This is a genomic window from Seonamhaeicola aphaedonensis (assembly GCF_003386195.1).
In the GTDB taxonomy this organism is placed as follows: domain Bacteria; phylum Bacteroidota; class Bacteroidia; order Flavobacteriales; family Flavobacteriaceae; genus Seonamhaeicola; species Seonamhaeicola aphaedonensis.
In genome coordinates this window covers 246,072-266,274 of the sequence record NZ_QRDX01000005.1, presented here as the reverse complement: position 1 = coordinate 266,274, position 20,203 = coordinate 246,072, and the positions used below count along the sequence as shown (strand labels likewise).

Genomic DNA, 20,203 nt, shown 5'->3' with positions numbered 1-20,203 from the left:
TGTCCTGATTATAGGGTGAACGTTAAATCAAGAATGGAATTATCCAAGATTTGTGCACGGATAATAAATTCCAACTCACATTGAGAATCTCTAGCGAAATTGAATAACACCCACTTCTCGATACATCCCGAAACAAGTTCAAGACACTCGAAGTGACATTTTATTCCAATTCTTGATGCTTTGAATACCCTCGCCACTTTTCAATGCACTGTTGCATATCCTCAGGGATTTCGGAGGTAAAACGCATAAACTCACCAGTTCTTGGATGTTCAAACCCTAAAGTTTTAGCATGTAGTGCCTGACGAGGTAATACCTTAAAACAATTATCTACAAACTGCTTATATTTAGTAAAGGTGGTTCCTTTTAATATGTTTTCACCGCCGTAACGTTCGTCATTAAACAAAGTATGTCCAATGTGTTTCATGTGGACTCGTATTTGGTGCGTACGCCCTGTTTCTAACTTACAGGAAACCAAAGTGACATAGCCTAGGCGCTCTAAAACTTTGTAATGGGTAACGGCTGGTTTGCCTTTTTCGGCTTCATCACCTAGAAAAACAGTGTTCTGTAATCGGTTTTTGGGATGACGACCAATGTTACCTTCTATAGTGCCTTCATCATCTTCAACGTTACCCCAGACCAAAGCTATGTATTCACGTTCGCTGGTTTTTTTTGCAAACTGAGACGTTAAATGCGCCATGGCATGTTCGGTTTTAGCAACTACCAAAAGACCGCTGGTATCTTTATCAATTCTGTGTACTAAACCTGGCCTGTTACTAGAATTATTTGGTAAATTATCAAACCTATAAATTAAAGCATTTATTAGGGTTCCTGAATAATTCCCATGACCTGGGTGCACCACCATACCTGCTGGCTTATTAACAACAAGTAATTCTTCATCTTCATAAACCACATCCAAAGAAATATCTTCACCTACCAACAAGGCTTCATAAGTTGGATGCGTAAACATCACTCTTATTGTATCGTCGGGTTTTACTTTATAGCTAGACTTTACTGGAATATCATTTACAAAAAGTCCACCCTCTTTAGCAGCCGTTTGAATTTTATTTCTATTGACATTTTCAATAAAATTCATCAAATATTTATCAATACGCAGGGGTGCTTGCCCCTTACCAACAGTAAAAGTATAATGTTCGTACAGATTATCTTCCTCGGGAAGTTGTGGTGTGTAATCCTCCATTGAAAAAAATTATTTACTTGGACGGTTCCCGTTGCCTAGTACTAAATCTATGATGGATGTTTTAGCAAGCTTATCACCAGGTTTTAAAAGTTCTCCGTTATGATACATTTTTAAAACTAAATCTTTACCAATATTATCCTCATAGGTAATTTTACCTATTTTAAATTCCAACGCTTCTAAATTTGGTTTAGCCTGCCTAAAAGTACGCTCTCTTAAATCGGGCACTTCAATTTTTCGGTAACCTGATGGATTTAACGTTAAGTATATTTTTCTGTTTTCTTTAACTTGAGTCCCTGCAATAGGCTCCTGCTCTATCACCGAAAACTTTGGGTAATCTGGATTAAAATTAGCAGAGTCCTGTATCTGCATCACCAAATTGTTCTCATCTAATTCTATTTGAGCCACGCTAATGGATTTTCCTTTTAAGTCTGGAACTGTTTCAAAATCTCCATGGTTGGTATATCCTTTCAGCCACCATAACATTAAAAAACACAATACAACAACCGCTACTACTGCTAATAAAATTTGTTTTAAAAAAGCTTTGCTTACTAAGAATTTTATAATGCTCATTGGTAGAATTTTGAATACCGCAAATATATAAAAACAGAACTGCTTTTTCTTTTGCGATATATATGATATTTTAGCTTAACTAATATTACTTACGTTTTATTATACATTTCAGACTAACCTTTAACAATTTTATTCTGTGAAACAAAATATTGCCATCATCATGGGTGGGTACTCCAGTGAATACCAAATCTCATTAAAGAGCGGAAACGTCGTATATGAAACTCTTAATAATTCGAAATACAACGGATATCGCATCCATATTTTTAAAGATAAATGGGTTTACGTTGATGACAATGATGATGAATTTCCAGTGAATAAAAATGATTTTTCAGTTAAACTTAACAATGAAGTAATCACCTTTGATTGTGTATTTAATGCCATTCATGGTTCTCCTGGTGAAGACGGTTATATGCAAGCTTATTTTGAATTGTTGGGGATTCCGCACACCAGTTGTGGCATGTATCAGGCATCAGTAACGTTTAATAAACGTGATTGTTTAAGTATTCTGAAGCCTTACGGTATAAAAACGGCCGAATCTTACTACTTAAATTTAGGCGATACTATTGATGAAGATACGATTATTGAAAAAGTCGGACTGCCATGTTTTGTAAAAGCTAACAAAGCAGGAAGTAGTTTTGGGGTTAGTAAAGTCCATAAAAAGGAAGACTTCCAAAATGCCATAGACGTGGCTTTTAAAGAAGATGACGAAATTATTATAGAATCGTTTCTGGATGGTATTGAAGTATCGGTTGGCGTGATAACCTACAAAGGTGAAACTAAAGTACTACCCATCACCGAAATTGTAAGTGAAAATGATTTTTTTGATTATGAAGCCAAATATCTAGGGAAATCTCAAGAAATAACGCCCGCCAGATTAACCAAAGAACAGGAAGAAAAAGTAAATACGGTTGCTAAAAAAGTTTATGAAACCTTAAAGATGACCGGTTTTTCCAGAAGTGAATACATTTTTAAAGATGGTGAACCCCATTTGCTAGAAGTGAACACGGTACCTGGTTTAACTAAAGAAAGTATTTTACCCCAACAAGCTGCCGAAGCAGGTATTCCACTCGCCGATTTGTTTGATAATGCTATCACCGAGGCTCTTATAAGCCTCCCCTAACCCCTCCTAAAGAGGGAAACTGAATTCTTTAATTAAATCTAAAGATTTGTATATTTACAACACAATCGTTTCTCCCCATAGGGGAGATTAAGAGGGCTTTTATGAAACGTGCCATATTTCCCGGGTCTTTTGACCCCATTACTCTAGGACATTACGACATTATTAAACGTGGCGTAACGCTTTTTGATGAACTCATAGTAGCCATTGGTATTAACTCCGATAAAAATTATATGTTCACATTGGAAGAACGAAAAGCGTTTATTGAACATGCGTTTGCTAAAGAACCTAAAGTTAAGGTAATGACATATGAGGGATTAACAGTAGATTTCTGCAAAAAAAATGATATAGCATTCATTTTAAGGGGTTTGCGTAATCCTGCAGATTTTGAATTTGAAAAAGCTATTGCACATACCAATAGAAATCTAGCTCCAATTGAAACTGTTTTTCTACTAACATCGGCAGAAACATCATATATCGCCTCTTCGATAGTGCGTGATGTTATTAGAAATAACGGTGATTACACAAAACTTGTTCCCCAAAGTGTGAGGATGAAATAGATTTTTACCTTGTAACATTTTCAAATTATTCTATACTAATTAAGTAAGAATAATAGTTCATGTTACACCACATTAAATATTTCCTTTTTAAATTAAGTAATATACAGCCATGTAAAAATGATATCTACAATTGGATGCTGTATCGTTATGTAAATAGAATTGAATATGCACTAAAACATGGTAATTATAAAACCAGAAAACTAGCCGCAGAAGCTTTAGGTGAACTAGGTTCAAGTGCTTCCATTCCTGTTTTATTTAAAAGTATTGATGACAAAGTTCAAAACGTATCAATAGCTGTTTTGAACGCCCTTGACCAAATTGGATGCCAAGATGAATTAGGTGCTACTATAATTAAAAAGCGCTTTGATTGGGTAAAAAAACAACGTAATAAAAAAGCAAAACAAGAAGCCAACAAAGGTAAAAAGTATAATATTTACCGCTGGGAACGTGCCAGCAAAAAAAGTTTTGAAAGAGTTAAAGAACAATTAAAAAAACCTATACGTTAGCTTCTATTTCTTGCGAAGATACAAAGAAACTTTTAGCCAATTTAAAGCTTATACTCAGAAAGCCCTTTGGTAAAAGCCTCAGGGTTTTCAGCTAAATGATAACGCGGGTCATCAATATCTTCAACAATAACTTCCCTAAATTTTGGACTGGACTTGTATAACAACACCTTACAATCTTCACTTAAATGCTTAAGCTTGATTGATTTTCCTTCGGCTTCATATTTATGAACCAAATTATAGATAGCTTCAATAGCTGAATGATCACTTACTCTTGACTCCACAAAATCAACCTCAACATTTTGAGGGTCGTTTTTTGCATCGAATTTTTCATTAAAAGCCTTGATAGACCCAAAAAATAACGGCCCCCAAATTTCGTAAATTTTAGTACCATCGTCTTTCATACGCTTTCGGGCTCTAATACGTTTGGCATTTTCCCAAGAGAATACTAAAGCACTGATAATAACTCCTGCAATGACAGCAACTGCTAAATCTTTCCAAACAGTTATTAATGAAACAGCAATTAAAACTACAGCATCGGTAACTGGAATTTTTCTAAGTATTCTAAAACTACTCCATGCAAATGTTCCTACAACCACCATAAACATCACGCCAACTAGGGCAGCAATAGGTATTTGCTCAATGTATTCAGATGCAAATAATATGAAAATAAGTAATAAAACAGCGGCAACTATTCCTGAAAGTCTACCACGGCCACCACCTTTAATATTAATGATAGACTGTCCAATCATAGCACAACCTCCCATACCACCAAATAGTCCAGTAATAATGTTAGCTCCCCCTTGTGCCATACATTCTTTATTAGCATTACCTCTAGTCTCTGTTAATTCATCAACTAAGTTTAATGTCATTAAAGATTCAATCAATCCTATAGCTGCTAATATGATGGCGTAAGGACCAATAAACTTGAGAGTTTGCCAATTGAAAGGCACTTTACTAAATATGTCTGTTTGAAATTGTGGCAAGCCTCCCTTCAAACCTTCCCCTCCTCCATCTCTAATAAAACTACCCACAGTAGCAACATCCAATTTTCCGAAAATTACAATGGCTGAGACAACCAAGATTCCTATTAAAGCCTCGGGTAGTTTTTTTGTTAGTTTGATTTGAGGTAACACAAACATAATACCCATTGTTAAAGCCACAAGACCTAACATGGTCCATAATTCTGAACCTGCAAAATAAGCACCATCGGCACCTCTAAACATTTTTAATTGAGCTAAGAAAATTACAATTGCCAAACCATTAACAAACCCCATCATTACTGGATGTGGAATCAATCTTACAAACTTTCCCAGTTTAAAAACACCTGCTAAAATTTGTATTAATCCCATTAAAATTACGGTAGCAAACAGGTAATACAATCCAAGGTTATCTTCTGGAGCCCCCATAGCATTACCTTCGGCAACCAAACTAACCATAACAACTGCTAAGGCTCCGGTGGCTCCACTTATCATGCCTGGGCGACCCCCGAATATAGACGTAATTAAACCAATCATAAAAGCGGCATACAAACCTACCAGAGGATCTACACCAGCTACAAAAGCAAACGCAACCGCTTCGGGAACTAATGCAAGAGCTACTGTAGCTCCACTTAAAATATCATTTTTGGCATTTTTAGCACGCTTTCTAATAAATTCTGTCATGGCTCGATTTTTGAGAGTGCAAATTTAAGGCTAATAAAAGAAGTCACAAGTAATTTACTATAATTAAACACATAGAAAGACTAAAACGTTTGAATTTAATTATAATAGCTATTGCATTGCTAACCAACTTAAAGCAATTAATATACACCAAAAACTACTGTTCTTTTTCAAAACCCTAAACCAGAGTTCTAATATTAGCATAGGAGTTCTCTAGAGCTTTTACAGTTTCTTTTTTATTTAACCACTCTACTTTTGTTATACCTTCTTTTTCTTGTGGATATAATTTACCTTTAAATGTAGTTTTCATCTCAAACCAATAGGTGATTTTTATCCGGTGGCGTCCGTTACGCTTAAAAATATGGTAGGTAGTTTCTAAAGGTTTGGTTATTTCCAAACCTTCAACACCTGTTTCTTCTTCTACTTCCCTTATAGAAGTTTCTTCAATGGTTTCCTTTCTTTCGGCTTTACCCTTTGGTAAATCCCATTTGTCATTTCTGAAAATGAACAATACTTCACCCCTTTCATTGTAAACCTTTCCACCACCAGCAATGACATTAGGTAGTTTCTTTAAAAACTTACTCAAAAGCTTATCGGGATTTTTATGAATTAACCTAACCTCACTCCATTGAGAATTACGTAAATCTCTAATCACCTTTCCAATGTTTACGGTGTCCAGTAAATAATTTTTAAAATCAGTTTCCTTTTCAACCTCAGAAGTTAAAACTATAGGTTTATCTCCTACAAAAACTTTATGCATTGGTTACTTTTAGAATTTGGTTTTGGTAAAAATATCATTTTTCAATACAAACCAATCATTGTTGAAAAAAATATTTTTAATGCTAATTCAACTCAAACATTTAATTGTAATTTTGCCAACATGATTTTTAATAAAAACACTGCCAGAAAAACAGCCGAAGTTTTATTGCAGGTAAACGCTATAAAACTAAGCCCAAAAGAACCTTTTACTTGGGCTTCAGGATGGAAATCTCCAATATATTGCGACAACCGGATTATTCTGTCATTTCCTCCCATTCGTAATTATGTAAGAGAAACAATGGCCAAACAAATTGAAAAGCAATATGGTAAGCCTGATGCTATTGCAGGGGTTGCTACTGGAGCTATTGGTATTGGTATGCTGGTTGCTGAATATTTAGGATTACCCTTTATTTATGTTAGACCAGATGCTAAAGGTCATGGAAGAAAAAATCAAATTGAAGGCTTCATTGAAAAAGGTCAGAATGTAGTAGTTGTTGAAGACTTAATTAGTACTGGAAAAAGTAGTTTGAATGCTGTTAAAGCTTTAAGGGATGCTGGAATTAATGTAAAAGGAATGATAGCCATTTTTACTTACGGATTTGATGTAGCCAAACAAAATTTTGAAAAAGAAAATGTAAGTTTACAAACTTTGGGTAATTATGAAAGTTTATTAGAGCAAGCTTTACAAACCCGATATATTACCGAAGACCAATTGGAAACCCTATCTGAATGGAATACGAACCCTAGTGAATGGAACGGAATTTGATTGATCTGCAGCTAAACAGCTTAACAAACTACAACGTAACAAAATAATGAATTTAGAATCTCCTAAAATAAACGTAGAAAAAACACCTGAAGAAGTTTTTAATTTTTTAGATGATGTTAAAAACTTTGAAGCTTTAATGCCTGAAAATATAAGTAAATTTGAAGTTTTAGAAGCAGACACATTTCTATTTGCTCTGAAAGGTATGCCCGAAATTATACTAAAAAAGAAAGAAGTTGTTGCTCCAAATAAAATTGTTTTGGGAGCAGCTGGTGGAAAAATAGACTTTTCTTTAACTGGAAATATTGTACCTAAAGGCGAAACGTCAAGTGAGGTACAATTGCTATTTTCAGGTGATTTTAACCCCATGATGGCTATGATGATTAAAGGCCCCATTAGCAAATTTATTGAAACACTAGCCACCAGTATCCCAAATTCAATTTAGTTTAGTAAAGTATTTCTATTTCTTTTAAGTCGAATTTCTTAACTAATTCATCTTCGAGGGTTATCATTAGCTTACCATACTTTGTAACACCTTTTACAAATCCAGAAAATAAATTTCCTTCAGCGTCTTTAAATGTTGAAGGCTTGTCTTTTCTAAATAAATTAGCTTCATACTCTTTTTTAACAGTATCGTAATCACCTTTTTGTAGCAGCGCAGAGTACTCCATGGTACTTAACATTATTCTATGTAAAACCTCTTCTAAATCATAATGGATTCCTGTAATGGTTTTTAATGAGGCCGCTTTAGGAAGTCCTTTAAACTTTGTTTGGTTCACGTTAACACCAATACCAATAATAGTGGATTCTAACTTATTCTTTATGACATTTTCAATTAAAATTCCACAGATTTTTTTGTTTTCTGACAAAATGTCGTTAGGCCATTTAATCTTTAAATCAGGAATATTCAAGATCTTTAAAGTTTTTAAAATAGACAAAGAAATGGCCATACTTATGTAAAAAGGAAACTCAACAGTATGTACACTTAAATCTTTAAACATACTAAACGTAAGGTTTTTAGATGTTTCAGAACTCCATAAAGTACCCATTTGCCCTCTTCCGTTGGTCTGTTTTTTAGCTACAACAACCGTATAATCTTCAACCTTATTTTCAGCAATATATCTACGGAGGTAACTATTTGTAGAATCAGTGGCATTAAGTTTGATTATGTGCATATACAGGTTATTGTAGGGCTATAAAATCTTATGCTTTTTTTAAAGCATAAAGAACTAAAAAAATAATAACTTTGCACAAATTAAATAAAATTAATGGCGAAAGAAAAAATAAGCGCAGACCAATTAATATCGGTTATTATAAGTGGCATTGAAGATGTAAAAGGAAAAGAAATTAATATTCTAGATCTTAGAGAAATTGAAAATACTGTTTGCGACTACTTTGTAATATGTGAAGGAACTTCTAACACTCAAGTAAACGCCATAGTTAACTCCATACAAAAAAAGGTAAGTAAAGAACTTAAAGACAAACCTTGGCATGTTGAAGGTGAAGATAATGCTGAGTGGGTTTTAATAGATTATGTTAATGTTGTTGTACATGTATTCCAGAAGCATGTTAGAGAATATTATGATATTGAGAGTCTTTGGGGTGATGCAAAAACAACAGTTATAGAAACAAGTTATTAAAGAATTACATGGCAAACGATAAAAAAAATATAAAAGATAAAAAACCAAAGTTTAGTCCATTTTGGATTTATGGTATTCTAATTGCTCTATTTCTAGGATTCCAGTTATTTAGTGGTGAGAGTAGCAGTGGGGGGTCTAAAACTACTACGTCAGACTTTTTTAAATTTTTGGCTAATGGTGATGTCGAAAAAATAGATATTGTAAAAAACACAAGAGTTGCTAGAGTTTATTTAACTAATGAGGCTGAATCTAAAGAAGAGCACCGAAAATCAATTCAACAACCCTTTATTCCTACCGGAAGTGCCTTACCAAATTATAAATTTGAATTTGGTGATCTTCAAAATTTTGAAAATAAACTAAACGAGATTATAGAAGATTTAGACACCAAACCTGTAATTGAGTTCGACACAGAAACAGATACTTTTGGAAATTTATTAATAGGCATCCTTCCGTTTATCTTGTTAATAGGGGTTTGGATTTTTATTATGCGTAGAATGTCTGGTGGTGCTGGTGGTGGTGCTGGTGGACAAATTTTCAACATTGGAAAATCAAGAGCCAAACTTTTTGACCAGAATACAGAGGTAAAAACTACATTTAAAGATGTTGCTGGTTTAGAAGGTGCTAAAGAAGAAGTTCAGGAAATTGTAGATTTCTTAAAATTCCCTGAAAAATATACTACGCTAGGAGGAAAAATACCAAAAGGAGCCTTACTTGTTGGCCCTCCAGGAACGGGTAAAACCCTACTTGCAAAAGCGGTTGCAGGAGAAGCAAAAGTACCTTTCTTTTCTCTATCGGGATCAGATTTTGTTGAAATGTTTGTAGGAGTAGGAGCTTCTAGAGTTCGTGACTTATTTAAACAAGCTAAAGAAAAATCACCTTCTATCATTTTTATTGATGAGATTGATGCTATTGGTAGAGCACGAGGAAAAAATGCCATGTCTGGAAGCAACGATGAAAGAGAAAACACCTTAAATCAACTACTTACAGAAATGGATGGTTTTGGCTCCAATACCAATGTTATTGTATTAGCAGCTACCAACAGAGCAGATATTTTAGACAAAGCTTTAATGAGGGCCGGTAGGTTTGACAGACAGATTTACGTTGATTTACCAGATTTGCGCGAACGCAAAGAAATTTTTGAAGTCCACCTAAGGCCACTTAAAAAGTCCAAAGACTTAGATACTGATTTCCTATCTAAACAAACCCCAGGGTTCTCTGGAGCTGACATTGCCAATGTTTGTAATGAAGCGGCTTTAATTGCTGCAAGAAATGGTAAAAAAGAAGTTGACAAACAAGACTTCCTTGATGCGGTTGATAGAATTATTGGTGGTTTAGAAAAGAAAAACAAGATAATCACTCCTGCTGAGAAAAAAGCGGTTGCTTACCATGAGGCAGGACATGCTACAGTAAGTTGGATGCTGGAACATGCAGCTCCGTTAATTAAAGTTACTATTGTTCCAAGAGGAAGATCACTTGGTGCTGCTTGGTATTTACCAGAAGAAAGGCTTATTGTCCGTCCAGAGCAAATGCTTGATGAAATGTGTGCTGCTCTAGGCGGTAGAGCTGCAGAGCAGGTTATTTTTGGAAAAATATCTACGGGTGCTCTAAGTGATTTGGAAAAAGTTACCAAACAAGCAAGAGCCATGGTAACCATTTACGGTTTGAGTGATAAGATTGGAAATTTAACTTATTACGATTCCTCGGGTCAAAGTGAATACGGTTTCACTAAACCTTACAGTGAACAAACAGCTGAATTGATTGATAAAGAAATCTCAGATATTATTGAAGAACAGTACGAAAGAGCTGTTAAACTTTTAGAGGATAATAAAGATAAACTTATTGAACTTGCTGAAGAGCTTCTGGTGAAAGAAGTAATATTTAAGGACAATTTAGAACGTATTTTTGGTAAACGAGCTTTTGAAAAAGAAGCAGAAACTGAAGAACCCAAAAAGGAAACCAAAACCGAAGATTCTACTCAGGAAGAAGAATAAAGTTTAAAAAAATAAGCTTTCATACATAATATTTTGAAGCTTTTGGTAAAAATCTTAAATTAATCTCAAGGTTAGTTTAAGATTTTTTATCTTTGATTACAATCAATAAGAATTGGGTAATAGCAGCAACTGAATGAGTCTTTTTAGAAAAATTTTTGGTTCCAAATCTGAGCGCTCTGGTGAGGAATTGAAATCTGACGAAAGAGGTAAATATATGCCAGAAATTAAATTACCAATAGACGAAAGGTTTACTATAAACTTTAAAGCTAATGGTGGTAAGTTTTTGTATTGCGAAGACTTAAATGAAGTTTATGAAAACCTCGAAAACATTATTGATGAAAATAAATGGCACGATAAAAAAGTTTTAATTCTAGATACAAACTTAAAGGATAAATTCAGGAACTCCAACCTAGAACCCACGCTTCGAATAAGTGATTCAACATTTTTCTTAACTACCTGCGAAAATTTAATTGCCAACGATGGATCATTACTAATATCTTCAAAGCAAATTTTCGAAAAAAAACTAACAGAACTTCCTTTTAACTTTATTGTATTTGCTACCACCAGTCAAATTGTCGAAAATATAGGTGAGGGACTTCGGGGTATAAAATCTAAAAACAGACAAAGAATTCCAACAAACATTACAACCATAAAGCACTTTAAATCTGGTGATGAAAAAGACTTTTTGAGTTATGGAAGTAGCGCAAAAAACCTTTATCTACTACTTTTAGAAGATTTATAGAACAATGAAGGAAACAATTATCAGAGCTTTTTCAGGTCTACTCTATATTTTATTATTGATAGGCTGTTTACAAAATGAGCATGCTTTAATTGTTCTTTTTTTTATTTTTGGACTTATTTGTTTGGCAGAGTTTAAAAAACTAATTCAATTAAAAAGTGTTTTTCCATACATAATCTTTATTATTTTTTACTTTGTATTTGTTTATTGGAGGCTAGTTCTCAATACACCACTTGGTTTAGATGAAGCTATACAAATACTCATGGTAATTACCATTTTTGTTGAACTATTTTTAATAAAGGATTTATTTTCAGAAAAAACCATTCCTCTGTTTGCCTCGAAAAGATTTATTTTAACAACCTTCTATTTATCCAGCGCATTTGTTTTCCTAATATTAATAGCCAACTTTAGAAACGTATTTAACTCTAATATCCTTTTGGGATGTTTTATGCTCATTTGGATTAATGATTCCTTCGCTTATTTAGTTGGTAAAAACTTTGGCAAGCAAAAGCTTTTTCCCAAAATTTCACCTAAAAAAACTGTTGAGGGGTTCCTTGGTGGTTTGCTTTTCGGCTGTATCGCAAGCTATTTTATCACTACCTTTACAGAAACATTAGATTTTACTAATTGGTTAATTTTAAGTATTATAATTAGTGTGTTTGGTACCTTAGGAGATTTAATTGAGTCTAAGTTTAAAAGACAAGCTGGAGTAAAAGACAGTGGTGTTATTATGCCTGGTCATGGTGGTTTATTAGATAGACTAGATAGTATTATTTTTGCAGCTCCATTCATATATTCATTTTTAAGATTCATAAATTATGTTTCATAAAGAAGGTCATAAAATTATATTTGTAACATTTGTAATTGTAGTAGCTTCCTTTTTATTGGTTGATAGTTTTATAACAATTTTTTGGTTGAGAACTTTAGCTCTCATTGCGTTATTGGTTTTATTAATCTTAATTCTTCAATTTTTTAGAAACCCCAAAAGACATACAGTTTCTAACGACAAGCAAGTTATTGCCCCTGTTGACGGAAAGGTTGTTGTTATTGAAGAAGTTTTTGAAAAGGAATATTTTAAAGACAAACGGTTACAGGTAAGTGTATTTATGTCTCCACTCAATGTGCATGTCACCCGCTACCCGGTAAATGGCAATGTTATTTTTAGCAAATACCATCCTGGTAAATATTTAGTAGCATGGCACCCTAAAGCGAGTGAAGAAAATGAGCGTACTACCGTGGTTATTGAAAATGAAATCTACGGCAAAGTACTTTACAGACAGATTGCTGGTGCCTTAGCTAAACGCATTGTCAACTATGCCAAACAAAACCACAAAGCTGAGCAAGGTGCCGACGCTGGTTTTATAAAATTTGGCTCTAGAGTAGATTTATTTCTACCATTAGACACCCATATAAAAGTATCATTAAACCAGAAAGTGCGCGGCGGAGAAACAATTATTGCGGAAATGTAATGAGCATTGAAGAATTAAATAAAAAATTCCAAGAAGCTGTTGCTAGGGTTAATAAGCATACTGAACCTTTTCCAGCAGACACATTATTAAAATTGTACGCTTACTATAAAAGAGCCACAAATGATTACGGTAGACCCAGGAGTAGGGAAGCCTTAATAAACGCTTTTAAAACCAATGCCCTTTTTCAAGCCAGAAATATTTCTGAATTGGAAGCTAAACGCAAATACATCGAACTTGTTAACAAGTATTTTTTATATAGAGAATAAAGAAGACGTTTCCTTAAAAATATTTATGTTTAAAACCTTGAAAATATCTGATATTAAAAGCTATCTTATAAAGAACAAATACTCAATCTAATTCAGCCTCAAAAAGTTCAGCAAAATACTTTAGAAGTTTTTCCTTAACCTCTCCTTCATCAACAGTTTTCTTACCAAGTTCTACATTTAAAGAAGTTACAGCTTTCCCTCGTATTCCGCAAGGAATAATATTATCAAAATAACCCAAATCGGCATTTACGTTTAGAGCAAACCCATGCATGGTTACCCAACGGCTAGCACGCACGCCCATAGCACAAATTTTGCGAGCAAATGGTGTACCCACATCTAACCAAACTCCTGTTTCTCCAGTACTTCGTTTGGCCTTTAAACCATACTCAGCCAAAGTTAAAATAATCATTTCCTCCAGCAATCTCAGGTACTTATGTATATCAGTAAAAAAGTTCTCTAAATCTAGAATGGGATACCCTACAATTTGACCAGGTCCGTGGTAAGTGATATCTCCACCTCGATTAATTTTATAAAATGTTGCTCCCTTTTCGGCAAGTTGTACTTCGTTTAAGAGTAAGTTTGACAAATCACCACTTTTGCCTAAGGTGTATACATGTGGATGTTCTACAAACAAAAAGTAATTGTTTGTCTGCACATTAGTTTCTTCTCTTCTATTGATTACTTTGGTATCAACAATACCTTTAAACAACTGCTCTTGGTAATCCCAAGTTTCTTTGTAGTCTTTAAAACCTAAATCTTGCAGTTTTACTTGCTTATTCATAGCCTGCAAAATTACAATATTTTTTATGTTTACCTATTAGGATTGTTAAGTATTACCAAGGCTGCAATAACTCCTGGCACCCAACCACATAGCCATAACAGAAATACAATAAAAACAGAACCACATCCCTTATCTAACACAGCTAAAGGTGGACAGATTACAGACAATAAAACTCTCCAAAAACTCATAGAAATAATAATTTGATTGATGATTAACTGTGTGACGTGATTATAACGATTTTGTTACACCAAAATTTATTTTAAAAGCTAGCGATTAATAGTATCTTTGTGCACTAAAATTTCACACACTCTATAAAAGATGTCGCAATTATCAGAGCAAGAGCTTGTAAGAAGAGAAAAATTAGGAAAATTACGTGAGTTGGGTATTAACCCCTATCCAGCAGACTTATACCCGGTAAATCATACTTCAAAACAAATAAAAGAGCAGTTTGAAGAAGGAAAACAAGTGGTTATTGCCGGTAGATTAATGATGATTAGAGTACAAGGGAAAGCCAGTTTTGCACAGTTGCAAGATAGTGAAGGAAAAATACAAGTATACTTTAACCGAGATGAAATTTGTCCAGGAGAAGACAAGACCAAATACAACGACATCTTTAAAAAACTTATTGATTTTGGTGATTTTATAGGGATTGAAGGCGAGCTATTTGTTACTCAGGTAGGTGAAAAAACGGTTAAGGTCAAGGATTTCACTTTACTTAGTAAAGCTTTAAAACCGCTTCCCTTGCCTAAAGAAAAAGACGGCGTTGTATACGATGCATTTACAGATCCAGAACAAAGATACAGACAACGTTATGCCGATTTGGTCGTAAACCCGCATGTTAAAGAAGTTTTTGTAAAACGCACCAAACTATTTAATGCTATGCGTGAGTTTTTTAACAACGCAGGTTATTTTGAAGTTGAAACCCCTGTTTTGCAACCTATTCCAGGTGGAGCCGCAGCAAGACCTTTTATAACGCACCACAATACTTTAGATATTCCGTTGTACATGCGTATTGCAAATGAGCTTTACTTAAAAAGGCTTATTGTTGGTGGATTTGATGGCGTTTATGAGTTTTCTAAAAACTTCAGAAATGAAGGGATGGACAGAACGCACAACCCTGAGTTTACAGCCATGGAAATTTATGTCTCCTACAAAGATTATAATTGGATGATGGATTTCTGCGAACAGCTATTAGAGCATTGTGCCTTAGCGGTTAACGGCACTACAAAAGCTACTTTTGGAGAGCACGAGGTGGATTTTAAAGCGCCTTACGCTCGTGTAACCATGGCAGATTCCATCAAGCATTTTACCGGTTTTGATATTACAGGAAAATCTGAAGACGAGATTAGACAGGCTGCTATAGATTTAGGTATTGAAGTAGATGATTCCATGGGTAAAGGTAAGTTAATAGATGAAATATTTGGTGAGAAATGTGAAGGCAATTACATTCAGCCAACCTTCATTACAGACTATCCTAAAGAGATGAGTCCTTTGTGTAAAGAGCATAGAGACAATCCTGAATTAACAGAGCGTTTTGAATTAATGGTTTGTGGAAAGGAAATAGCTAATGCGTATTCTGAACTAAACGATCCCATTGACCAACGTGAGCGTTTTGAGCACCAATTAAAGCTTGCAGAAAAAGGAGATGATGAAGCCACTGAATTTATAGATTTTGACTTTTTAAGAGCCTTAGAATACGGGATGCCGCCAACATCGGGTATGGGAATTGGAATGGATAGATTAATTATGTTTCTAACCAATAATCAGTCTATTCAAGAAGTATTGTTCTTTCCTCAAATGAAACCAGAGAAAAAGGCCATAACATTGAGTGAAGACGCTAAAGCCATTTTTGAAATCTTAAAAAAAGAGGAAGCAATAGCGCTTTCTGAACTAAAAACACAATCAGGGTTATCAAACAAAAAATGGGACAAATCTATTAAAGAACTCACCAAAAATAGTCTAGCTAAAGTTGAAAAAACTGACGAAGGTCTGTTTGTTAAGGTTGTTTAAAATCTAAACACAGAATTCATTAAAAAGGGAATCAAATTTGATTCCCTTTTTAATGCTATTTTTTTAAACTTATCAATACTTTTTCAATTGAGCTATTAAAATTTTCTGGATAGTCCCAATAAGTATATGAAAAATTTATTTCAAACATAAGTATGATTATGATGTATATAGCTTTATAGATTAACCTTAAACTAATTCTTCTTCACAAGGGTTTATCATTAAATCCTTTACACAAACCCTAATTCATTCTATAATGTCATCAAGAAGACTGATATTTACATACTGAAAACACAATCAGTAAACAAAAAGGAAAACGCAACTTTAAAACTTAAGCACCTCATAATATGAATTTTATATAAAGAACATAAATTCATTATTTTTAAACTTAGTTTATAGATAGAAAATATTAGATGATTTTAATCATAAATTAAAATTCAAATTTTTGTTATCTTATAAGTTTAAATTTTTACAACTTTTTCAGAGTTTTACAAGGAATGAGTGGGAACGATGATTTATTAAATAGCTTACAACAAGCTGTGCTTGACAACCTTCAAAATGAGCAATTTGGTGTAAATCAACTATCTCAAATAGCAGGTCTGAGTCGTTCTCATTTACACCGGAAATTAAAGAAACTAAAATCACAGTCTATAAGCCAATTTATTAGAGAAGTCAGGCTTCAGGAAGCTCATAAATTACTTCAGAAAAATACCATTACCATCTCTGAAATAGCCTATAAAGTTGGTTTTGGAAGCACCTCGTATTTTCACAAATGTTTCCACGAGTATTACGGGTACTCTCCTAGCGAAGCAAAAAAATATTTGAATAAAGAAACTTTTAAACAAACAATAGAAAAGAAAAAGTCTATAAGCTTTAATAATCAGACTTTAAAAATTGTCAAGATTATTGGGGTTTTGGCCACCCTCTTCTTTGTTGGATATTTAATGATTAACCATTTTTCAAAAAATGAAGTTCTAGCTATAAATGAAAAATCAATTGCTGTTTTACCATTTAAAAATATTAGTGGAGATGAGGAAAATCAATTTTTTGCTGATGGATTGGTTGAAGGTATTTTAAACAGGTTGGCTACCTTAAAAGAATTTAAAGTTATATCGCGAACGTCATCAGAAATATACAAACATAACACCACAAAAACCATCCCTACTATAGCATCAGAATTGGGTGTATCCTATATCCTAGAAGGCAGTGTCCAAAGGCATGAGAAAAAAACAAGAATAACGGTTCAGCTTATTGATGCAACTCATGATGATCATGTTTGGATTAAAAGTTTTGACAGAGAACTATCTGATATTTTTGATGTCCAAAGTGAAGTAGCCCTTCAAATAGCTTCAGGCCTTAACGAAACACTTTCAGAGGAACAAACTTTAGAGATTAAAAGAAATCAAACCGAAAATTTAGAAGCATATAAATTATATCAACTAGGGAGATTTTATTGGGGAAAAAGGTTGAAAAAAGATTATGCAACAGCCATAGACTATTTTCATAAAGCCATAGAAGAGGATTCCAATTATGCGACAGCCTATGCCGGCCTAGGTGACACCTACTTTCTAAAAACATGGACGTCTTCAACCAAAGAGGAAATTATAGAAAATAGAAAAAAAGCAGAATACTATGCTTTAAAAGCTATTGAATTAGACCCCAATTTACTGGAGGCACATACCGTATTAGCCACCCTTTACTTCTATATAGACTGGGAATGGGAAAAAGCTAACCATGCATTTACCAAAGCTTTTGAAATAGGTGCCAATTATTCAACACTGCACCACCGTTATTCTGAATACCTTAGTTGCATTGGTGAACATAAAAAAGCCCGATTACATATAAATAAAGCTCTAGAACTTGACCCCTTATCTTATATAGTAAGAGAGGTAAGTGCTAAACTTTATTTAAATAGAGGTCAATTTCATGAAGCTATAGAAGAATCTAAAATTGCGGGCGATTTGAATAAGGATCATATGCGGCCACCACTATACCAGTTTTGGGGGCATTATATGCTCAAAAATAACGAATTGGCTTTAGAAAGTTTAAAGGAGTTAAGAAATGTAATTAAAAATAATACTACAGATGAGGCTTTAAATAGCATTTTTAAAACCGCTGGCAGAGACGGTTTAATGGAATGGTGTATTGATAATATTTACAACAAATATTTTAAAATCAAAAGTCTGGCTTTTTGGGGTGAAAATGAAAAAGTGATGAATGAGCTTGAAGAGTTTTATAATAGTGGAGGTCGTTTAGCGGATGTTCCTTACTGGTATTCTCCAAATAATTTGAAATCTCACCCGAAATTTATAACCCTTATGAAAAAAATGAATCTACCCTATAATACTGATTCTTTGCCTTAAATTTGCTCTTAATTTCTAAAATCACAAACTGTCTTTGTTTTCTGCAACATAGTTTAATTAATCAACATAGTTTTTAAAAAAAATTAAGGTTTTTGCAACATAGCTTCTTTATGTCATATAAGATATTTAACCATCTTTATGTGTATGAAATGTATTTTATAATAAGTAAAACTATGTAATTATGAAAACTATAAAACCTTTTTGTTTAGCCCTATTAAGCCTTTTCATTATAACTGCATGCAACGTTGAAGAGTTGCAATCAGGACAAAGCTTGCTTGAAACAGACAACCTAACTTTAAAATCCAGTATTAAAAAAAGTTTACCTTTTAAAGCTTCATTTACTGTGTGGCGTGCAGAGGCGCCAGGTTCCCAAACATGTGACGCTGGTTCTTTTAGTGAAACCATGGTTATGAAAGGAAACGGCGAAATGACCCATCTAGGTGAATTACAGGGACTCTTTATGAGATTTTGTACAGCACCCACTCCTGAAGTTTTTTTTCCTGTAAACTACTCCTTTATTGAAACCGGTAAATTTGTTGCTGCCAATGGAGACGAATTACACTGTGTCATTGAGTCTGGCCAGATATGGCCATATACAGGAAATAATCCAAAGTATCAATTACATTTTAATGACGAGATACTGTTTATTGGAGGCACTGGCCGTTTTAAAGGTGCATCTGGGTGGGCTAAAACCAATGCCTATGTACATCCTGGAACTACCGATAATGAAGGGGAGGATCCATTTTACACCGATTTCTTCATAGAGGAAGGAGAATTAATTATTGTACCTGGTAGCGCATCAGAAAAGTAATTTATCAAAATTATAAGCCTTAATAAAATGGGCTATATAAGGGGAATCATAATAGGTTCCCTTTTTTATTTAAAAAGTCTTTCTATAATGTAAAATAATTTGGACTCGTAAAAGAGGTTACGGACAAAAGGTCTAAATCGACAAACCTAATCTATCCAAATCATCAAGAACACTGCTATGCTCTAAAATGTCTGAAAACAATATAAAAAACAAAACCCAGTCATTTTCATGACTGGGTTTGTTCGTAAAACTAACTAATAACTTAACTAAATATAATGTTAAATCTAATTTCTTTTAAATGAAAATTAAACTATGTTACAAATTGACGATAAAAAAGTCATTCCGCATAGCTTGTTTAGAAAGGTTTAACAGGATTTACAAAATTTTATAATTTCATTAAGAGATATTCCTCAATTTATTGAACATCTTAATGATTATTCTTGTTTTGGTTCTTTCCCTACATAATCTTTAAGAGGCATATTGTCTATAATAACATCCTTTAAAACAGATTCACCATTTTTAACAAAAACCAACGCATATACATTTTCTATATTTTTTTGGTTTTCTCTAACAACTACTTCGGCGTCATAAGCTTTTCCCTCTTCCATATAAAACCTATTAAAAGGATACGTAACGTGTAGTTCATTATTGTATTCTTTGTACCAATCTACCTTGGCTTCAATAAAATCTTTATTTATTTCAGGTTGAATTTCTTTACTAACCGAATGAATTTTAGCAAAACCTAAACTATCGGTATCTAAATACACATAAACCTTTTCTTTTCTTACCCACAAAGAATCTATAGTTGACCATTTATTTGCTTTGAAACGTAGCGCTATATATTTTCCTCTGAAGGGGTCTGCTGGATCAATAGGTCTTGTTTTAAATTTATAAGGTACTCCTGTATTTAAAACAGCCTCTCTATCAAGAATCATTTGTGTTGGCACAAAAATTTGTGCTGTCACAACAACCAAAAATATGATGAATATATAAATTGATTTCATG

The 20,203-nt window shown here is 33.6% G+C and carries 22 protein-coding genes; 14 read left to right on the top strand and 8 right to left on the bottom strand.

What is annotated here, in order from left to right; genetic code table 11:
* Positions 1-160: 160 nt before the first annotated feature.
* Together DFQ02_RS10085 and DFQ02_RS10080 are read right to left on the bottom strand one after the other, a co-directional pair.
* Positions 161-1,198, bottom strand: a complete 1,038-nt coding sequence (locus DFQ02_RS10085) for an RluA family pseudouridine synthase (RefSeq protein WP_116524304.1) — start codon at positions 1,196-1,198, stop codon at positions 161-163.
* A 9-nt stretch (positions 1,199-1,207) separates the two neighbouring features.
* A complete protein-coding gene (locus DFQ02_RS10080) occupies positions 1,208-1,768 on the bottom strand; it encodes a PASTA domain-containing protein (protein ID WP_116524303.1) in 561 nt (186 codons plus the stop codon).
* Between the two features lie 136 nt (positions 1,769-1,904).
* On the opposite strand from DFQ02_RS10080, the gene DFQ02_RS10075 reads away from it, so the two are divergent.
* From DFQ02_RS10075 to DFQ02_RS10065, 3 genes are all read left to right on the top strand, one after another.
* Positions 1,905-2,888 carry a D-alanine--D-alanine ligase gene (locus tag DFQ02_RS10075; RefSeq protein WP_116524302.1) on the top strand — a complete coding sequence of 328 codons (984 nt, stop codon included), beginning with the start codon at positions 1,905-1,907 and terminating at the stop codon, positions 2,886-2,888.
* Between the two features lie 101 nt (positions 2,889-2,989).
* Positions 2,990-3,445, top strand: a complete 456-nt coding sequence (coaD, locus tag DFQ02_RS10070) for a pantetheine-phosphate adenylyltransferase (RefSeq protein WP_116524301.1) — start codon at positions 2,990-2,992, stop codon at positions 3,443-3,445.
* A 59-nt stretch (positions 3,446-3,504) separates the two neighbouring features.
* Positions 3,505-3,951 (top strand): HEAT repeat domain-containing protein, encoded by a 447-nt coding sequence (locus tag DFQ02_RS10065; protein WP_116524300.1) that lies wholly within the window; start codon positions 3,505-3,507, stop codon positions 3,949-3,951.
* A 41-nt stretch (positions 3,952-3,992) separates the two neighbouring features.
* Here DFQ02_RS10065 and DFQ02_RS10060 read toward each other — a convergent pair whose 3' ends face one another.
* Together DFQ02_RS10060 and DFQ02_RS10055 are read right to left on the bottom strand one after the other, a co-directional pair.
* Entirely contained in the window at positions 3,993-5,612 is a 1,620-nt protein-coding gene (locus DFQ02_RS10060) for a SulP family inorganic anion transporter (RefSeq protein ID WP_116524299.1), read from the bottom strand.
* A 175-nt stretch (positions 5,613-5,787) separates the two neighbouring features.
* On the bottom strand, positions 5,788-6,369 hold the full coding sequence (locus DFQ02_RS10055) for an NUDIX hydrolase (protein WP_116524298.1): 582 nt from the start codon (positions 6,367-6,369) through the stop codon (positions 5,788-5,790).
* A 120-nt stretch (positions 6,370-6,489) separates the two neighbouring features.
* Between DFQ02_RS10055 and pyrE the strand changes: the two genes are divergently transcribed.
* Both pyrE and DFQ02_RS10045 read left to right on the top strand, forming a co-directional pair.
* Positions 6,490-7,134 (top strand): orotate phosphoribosyltransferase, encoded by a 645-nt coding sequence (gene pyrE / locus DFQ02_RS10050; protein WP_116524353.1) that lies wholly within the window; start codon positions 6,490-6,492, stop codon positions 7,132-7,134.
* A 46-nt stretch (positions 7,135-7,180) separates the two neighbouring features.
* Positions 7,181-7,576 carry an SRPBCC family protein gene (locus DFQ02_RS10045; RefSeq protein WP_116524297.1) on the top strand — a complete coding sequence of 132 codons (396 nt, stop codon included), beginning with the start codon at positions 7,181-7,183 and terminating at the stop codon, positions 7,574-7,576.
* Between the two features lies 1 nt (position 7,577).
* On the opposite strand, the gene DFQ02_RS10040 is transcribed toward DFQ02_RS10045, so the two are convergent.
* On the bottom strand, positions 7,578-8,306 hold the full coding sequence (locus DFQ02_RS10040; RefSeq protein ID WP_116524296.1) for a biotin--[acetyl-CoA-carboxylase] ligase: 729 nt from the start codon (positions 8,304-8,306) through the stop codon (positions 7,578-7,580).
* A gap of 93 nt (positions 8,307-8,399) precedes the next feature.
* On the opposite strand from DFQ02_RS10040, the gene rsfS reads away from it, so the two are divergent.
* The 6 genes from rsfS (at position 8,400) to DFQ02_RS10010 (ending at position 13,236) form a co-directional block, all read left to right on the top strand.
* Positions 8,400-8,771 (top strand): ribosome silencing factor, encoded by a 372-nt coding sequence (rsfS, locus tag DFQ02_RS10035; RefSeq protein ID WP_116524295.1) that lies wholly within the window; start codon positions 8,400-8,402, stop codon positions 8,769-8,771.
* A gap of 8 nt (positions 8,772-8,779) precedes the next feature.
* The gene (ftsH, locus tag DFQ02_RS10030; RefSeq protein ID WP_116524294.1) at positions 8,780-10,762 is read left to right on the top strand and encodes an ATP-dependent zinc metalloprotease FtsH; all 1,983 of its coding nucleotides are present in this window, start codon (positions 8,780-8,782) and stop codon (positions 10,760-10,762) included.
* Between the two features lie 133 nt (positions 10,763-10,895).
* Positions 10,896-11,504, top strand: a complete 609-nt coding sequence (locus DFQ02_RS10025; RefSeq protein WP_116524293.1) for an LUD domain-containing protein — start codon at positions 10,896-10,898, stop codon at positions 11,502-11,504.
* 4 nt (positions 11,505-11,508) lie between these two features.
* On the top strand, positions 11,509-12,330 hold the full coding sequence (locus DFQ02_RS10020) for a phosphatidate cytidylyltransferase (RefSeq protein WP_116524292.1): 822 nt from the start codon (positions 11,509-11,511) through the stop codon (positions 12,328-12,330).
* On the top strand, positions 12,320-12,970 hold the full coding sequence (locus tag DFQ02_RS10015; RefSeq protein WP_116524291.1) for a phosphatidylserine decarboxylase family protein: 651 nt from the start codon (positions 12,320-12,322) through the stop codon (positions 12,968-12,970). Before DFQ02_RS10020 ends, DFQ02_RS10015 begins: the two co-directional genes overlap by 11 nt.
* Positions 12,970-13,236 (top strand): acyl-CoA-binding protein, encoded by a 267-nt coding sequence (locus DFQ02_RS10010; RefSeq protein WP_116524290.1) that lies wholly within the window; start codon positions 12,970-12,972, stop codon positions 13,234-13,236. The genes DFQ02_RS10015 and DFQ02_RS10010 overlap by 1 nt, the downstream gene beginning before the upstream one ends.
* Before the next feature lie 82 nt (positions 13,237-13,318).
* Here DFQ02_RS10010 and lipB read toward each other — a convergent pair whose 3' ends face one another.
* Both lipB and DFQ02_RS10000 read right to left on the bottom strand, forming a co-directional pair.
* Positions 13,319-14,017, bottom strand: a complete 699-nt coding sequence (lipB, locus tag DFQ02_RS10005; RefSeq protein WP_116524289.1) for a lipoyl(octanoyl) transferase LipB — start codon at positions 14,015-14,017, stop codon at positions 13,319-13,321.
* A 29-nt stretch (positions 14,018-14,046) separates the two neighbouring features.
* Complete coding sequence (locus tag DFQ02_RS10000; RefSeq protein ID WP_116524288.1) at positions 14,047-14,205, bottom strand: YqaE/Pmp3 family membrane protein; 159 nt, start codon at positions 14,203-14,205, stop codon at positions 14,047-14,049.
* 130 nt (positions 14,206-14,335) lie between these two features.
* Between DFQ02_RS10000 and lysS the strand changes: the two genes are divergently transcribed.
* From lysS to DFQ02_RS09985, 3 genes are all read left to right on the top strand, one after another.
* Positions 14,336-16,027 (top strand): lysine--tRNA ligase, encoded by a 1,692-nt coding sequence (gene lysS, locus DFQ02_RS09995; RefSeq protein ID WP_116524287.1) that lies wholly within the window; start codon positions 14,336-14,338, stop codon positions 16,025-16,027.
* A gap of 494 nt (positions 16,028-16,521) precedes the next feature.
* A complete protein-coding gene (locus DFQ02_RS09990) occupies positions 16,522-18,387 on the top strand; it encodes a helix-turn-helix domain-containing protein (protein ID WP_116524286.1) in 1,866 nt (621 codons plus the stop codon).
* A 181-nt stretch (positions 18,388-18,568) separates the two neighbouring features.
* Positions 18,569-19,198: a hypothetical protein gene (locus DFQ02_RS09985; protein ID WP_116524285.1), complete on the top strand. Its 630-nt coding sequence runs from the start codon at positions 18,569-18,571 to the stop codon at positions 19,196-19,198.
* A 434-nt stretch (positions 19,199-19,632) separates the two neighbouring features.
* Here the strand turns inward: DFQ02_RS09985 and DFQ02_RS09980 are convergent, their stop codons facing one another.
* Positions 19,633-20,202 (bottom strand): GDYXXLXY domain-containing protein, encoded by a 570-nt coding sequence (locus tag DFQ02_RS09980; protein ID WP_116524284.1) that lies wholly within the window; start codon positions 20,200-20,202, stop codon positions 19,633-19,635.
* Position 20,203 lies beyond the last annotated feature (1 nt).

Coding starts and splice junctions, on each gene's coding strand:
- DFQ02_RS10085 (WP_116524304.1), bottom strand. CDS start 1,198: ATGGAGGATTACACACCACAACTTCCCGAGGAAGATAATCTGTACGAA.
- DFQ02_RS10080 (WP_116524303.1), bottom strand. CDS start 1,768: ATGAGCATTATAAAATTCTTAGTAAGCAAAGCTTTTTTAAAACAAATT.
- coaD (WP_116524301.1), top strand. CDS start 2,990: ATGAAACGTGCCATATTTCCCGGGTCTTTTGACCCCATTACTCTAGGA.
- DFQ02_RS10065 (WP_116524300.1), top strand. CDS start 3,505: ATGTTACACCACATTAAATATTTCCTTTTTAAATTAAGTAATATACAG.
- DFQ02_RS10060 (WP_116524299.1), bottom strand. CDS start 5,612: ATGACAGAATTTATTAGAAAGCGTGCTAAAAATGCCAAAAATGATATT.
- DFQ02_RS10055 (WP_116524298.1), bottom strand. CDS start 6,369: ATGCATAAAGTTTTTGTAGGAGATAAACCTATAGTTTTAACTTCTGAG.
- pyrE (WP_116524353.1), top strand. CDS start 6,490: ATGATTTTTAATAAAAACACTGCCAGAAAAACAGCCGAAGTTTTATTG.
- DFQ02_RS10045 (WP_116524297.1), top strand. CDS start 7,181: ATGAATTTAGAATCTCCTAAAATAAACGTAGAAAAAACACCTGAAGAA.
- DFQ02_RS10040 (WP_116524296.1), bottom strand. CDS start 8,306: ATGCACATAATCAAACTTAATGCCACTGATTCTACAAATAGTTACCTC.
- rsfS (WP_116524295.1), top strand. CDS start 8,400: ATGGCGAAAGAAAAAATAAGCGCAGACCAATTAATATCGGTTATTATA.
- ftsH (WP_116524294.1), top strand. CDS start 8,780: ATGGCAAACGATAAAAAAAATATAAAAGATAAAAAACCAAAGTTTAGT.
- DFQ02_RS10025 (WP_116524293.1), top strand. CDS start 10,896: ATGAGTCTTTTTAGAAAAATTTTTGGTTCCAAATCTGAGCGCTCTGGT.
- DFQ02_RS10020 (WP_116524292.1), top strand. CDS start 11,509: ATGAAGGAAACAATTATCAGAGCTTTTTCAGGTCTACTCTATATTTTA.
- DFQ02_RS10015 (WP_116524291.1), top strand. CDS start 12,320: ATGTTTCATAAAGAAGGTCATAAAATTATATTTGTAACATTTGTAATT.
- DFQ02_RS10010 (WP_116524290.1), top strand. CDS start 12,970: ATGAGCATTGAAGAATTAAATAAAAAATTCCAAGAAGCTGTTGCTAGG.
- lipB (WP_116524289.1), bottom strand. CDS start 14,017: ATGAATAAGCAAGTAAAACTGCAAGATTTAGGTTTTAAAGACTACAAA.
- DFQ02_RS10000 (WP_116524288.1), bottom strand. CDS start 14,205: ATGAGTTTTTGGAGAGTTTTATTGTCTGTAATCTGTCCACCTTTAGCT.
- lysS (WP_116524287.1), top strand. CDS start 14,336: ATGTCGCAATTATCAGAGCAAGAGCTTGTAAGAAGAGAAAAATTAGGA.
- DFQ02_RS09990 (WP_116524286.1), top strand. CDS start 16,522: ATGAGTGGGAACGATGATTTATTAAATAGCTTACAACAAGCTGTGCTT.
- DFQ02_RS09985 (WP_116524285.1), top strand. CDS start 18,569: ATGAAAACTATAAAACCTTTTTGTTTAGCCCTATTAAGCCTTTTCATT.
- DFQ02_RS09980 (WP_116524284.1), bottom strand. CDS start 20,202: ATGAAATCAATTTATATATTCATCATATTTTTGGTTGTTGTGACAGCA.